Below are 2611 nucleotides of genomic sequence, written 5' to 3' on the forward strand. Positions count from 1 at the left end.
CCTCTTAGGATTTCGTTGAGAGAAAATGTAGCAGAGGAATTTAAAATTATATCTCCATTAGAAGAGAATATTTTTTTTAGGTTTTTAATTAATATTTTTTTTATATTATTGGCTTCTTCACTTTTATTAGATCTATTTCTAGTGAAGTTTACACCTAAATTTTTATAGATTTCCATTGTTTTATCGTATACAGCCTCTACCTTTGGAAAAGTTGTAGAAGCATTATCAAAATAATACATATATTTACTCCTTAAAAATAGGATAGTTCGACTTAAATTATACAACATTTCCAACTACTTTAATACCTTATGGAGAATAAAAAACTAAAATAAAGTTAAAAATACTAAAATAAATAAATAAAAACATTTGAAACAGAGGGGATTTTTAATGTTAAATTTATTTTTAAAAAAGTTAAATGTTTGGAAAAGGAGATATAATTTTTTTTTAGGCTATAAAAAAAGGGTTTTTTGTAACTTTTATTTTTGGGGTTTATATTCTTACTTTTATAAAAAAATACAAAATTTTTAAATATGAATAACTAAAAAATGAGTTATAGTCCATTCATAATGTTTAATTTATAGATGTATTTTTGCTTTTTATTTGTAGTTGATTAATTAAAATTTAAGTGAAAAAAGTGATAGGAAATTTTTAATATTCGTCGCCACGGGAGAGAGGGTCTTAGTGCAACAGCTATAAATTTCATTTTAAAAAATCAAAAAACAAAAAACCTCTGTGTTGGATTTTTTTAAGAGAAAAAAGAAATAGTTTTAATTCTAAAAGAGATGATATCTCTTTTTTTTTACAAAAAAATCTGAATATTTTAATTTTTTTTAAAAATTTATTTTTTAAGACAATTAAAAGAAGCAAAAATTGTTCGAGCCCAATAAAATTAAGAGTTATATAAAATCAATTCTAATTTTACTTTGTAGTTTATATAAATATTCTAAATAGTTTAAAGTTTTCCTTTTTTTTTGGACCTCCTCTGCACGTCAACGTGCACGGGACTTGACATTTCAATATTTTCGTTGAATACTTTACTAAAGAAGTAAGGAAACGAAATAAGGATGTAAATGGCATACACGAAGAAACAATTGACAATTAAAAAAGAAAAATAACTTGGATACTGAGATACACAGAGAAAAAACTAGAGTACATGGAGAAACCTCTGTGGAACTCTCTGATCTCTGAGCCTCTGCGTTGAGAGATTTTAATAATCTATAATAATCTGCGACAAAAAGAAAAAAGGAGGATGAGTCCTATGAATTATGTAGAGTCAAAAATTATGAAAACAGGAAAAAAGTTTTTACTGTAGTCGATCTCTCTAATATATTAGGAGTAGATCAAACTACAGTTAGAAGGTATATCTATAAGAGCCAGTTAAAAAGTAAAAGAATCGGAAGAGTTCATCTGATAAAAAGATCGGATATTCTCATTTTTTTAAAACTATATAACTATTATAGTTAATTATAATATATGGTACGGCTTATTGTTTTTTTAAAATTCCAAGGAGGTAAAGTCATGAAAAGTACAACTGAAAAGAAACGATTGTTGTTGGAAATTATTGTCAGAGTACTAAAAACTTATGAGAAAAAGGATGCATACTTAAAAGAAATAGCTGATGACAAAGCTACTCTAGAACTTCTAAATGGAAAAGAAACAGCAGGAGAACCTATGCCAGATTATTCTAACTACACTGATTATGCAGAATGGAAAGACACAGTACAAAAAGAAATAGACAGAGCAGAAACTACCATCGAAAATTTGGAAACTAGAATGATAGAAGTAGAAGCATACCAATATTACATCGATAACTACACAGATACCGGTGAGTAGGGTGGGGACTTGGGAGATAACAAGAATAGCAGAATTTATTCTACCATTTCTTCTAAGTTCTAGAAAAAATAAAACTAAAGAAGAGAGGGTAAGAAATCACGAAATATTTCACTACTTTAACCTGATAAAAAGACAAAAGTTATGTGGGATGAATATTCCTACAAAGGGTGTTTTCTGTGAGATAGTGGAAGACTATACACCGGCTTTTCAATCGGCTATAGATGAAAATTTAGAAGTTTTATTTAGTCAAAAATACTGGGAAACTTTTATGAAAGCCAGACAGAGATTTATCCCTAAAAATAAAATTGTAGAGGAGGAGTTCTTTCATCTAGAAAAATTGATATTCCAAAGTTTAAAGGATGAAGTTTTTGAGAATAAATATGAATTCATCTATTTTGTCCTTACCCTGTATCTACTTTATTTGAAGATAATAGTGGATATAGAGGGAAAGTGTGAGGAGTAAAAAACAATGGATAATTGATAATGTACAATTGAAAATGAAAAGATAAGAGAAAAACCTTGGACACGGAGATACACTGAGGGGAAAGAAGAGAGTACACGAAGAAAACTCTGTGAATCTCTCATCTTGCCTCGTTGAATCTCGGTGTTCCAAAAAGGTCTTAGGATAATTCATGAATTACCCGTATGATTAATTATATAGATTGGAGGTGAAATTTATGCTTATAAAAAATAAATCTGATCCAATTATTCATATTAGGAGTGTACTGGAAAGAAAGGATTTCAATTCAACAGAGAAGGTATTTATGATTGTACTTTT

Annotated in this window: 2 protein-coding genes and 2 pseudogenes; 3 read left to right on the forward strand and 1 reads right to left on the reverse strand. The window is 28.0% G+C overall.

All coding sequences use genetic code 11. From position 1 onward, the window contains the following. Positions 1 to 239 (reverse strand): annotated as a pseudogene (locus WBG30_RS00110) (hypothetical protein); the annotation flags it as partial. A 1075-nt stretch (positions 240 to 1314) separates the two neighbouring features. Here WBG30_RS00110 and WBG30_RS00115 point away from each other — a divergent pair. The 3 genes and pseudogenes from WBG30_RS00115 to WBG30_RS00125 form a co-directional block, all read left to right on the forward strand. Then, positions 1315 to 1464: pseudogene (locus WBG30_RS00115) on the forward strand (helix-turn-helix domain-containing protein); the annotation flags it as partial. A gap of 54 nt (positions 1465 to 1518) precedes the next feature. Continuing rightward, positions 1519 to 1833 carry a hypothetical protein gene (locus tag WBG30_RS00120; RefSeq protein WP_424502611.1) on the forward strand — a complete coding sequence of 105 codons (315 nt, stop codon included), beginning with the start codon at positions 1519 to 1521 and terminating at the stop codon, positions 1831 to 1833. A 1-nt stretch (position 1834) separates the two neighbouring features. Then, positions 1835 to 2296 (forward strand): hypothetical protein, encoded by a 462-nt coding sequence (locus WBG30_RS00125; RefSeq protein ID WP_424502612.1) that lies wholly within the window; start codon positions 1835 to 1837, stop codon positions 2294 to 2296. Positions 2297 to 2611: the final 315 nt, after the last annotated feature.

The organism is Psychrilyobacter sp. (genome assembly GCF_049671765.1).
In the GTDB taxonomy this organism is placed as follows: domain Bacteria; phylum Fusobacteriota; class Fusobacteriia; order Fusobacteriales; family Fusobacteriaceae; genus Psychrilyobacter.

What these genes read in the sequence shown, in the direction of transcription:
- WBG30_RS00120 (WP_424502611.1), top strand. Translation starts at nt 1,519, where the DNA reads ATGAAAAGTACAACTGAAAAGAAACGATTGTTGTTGGAAATTATTGTC.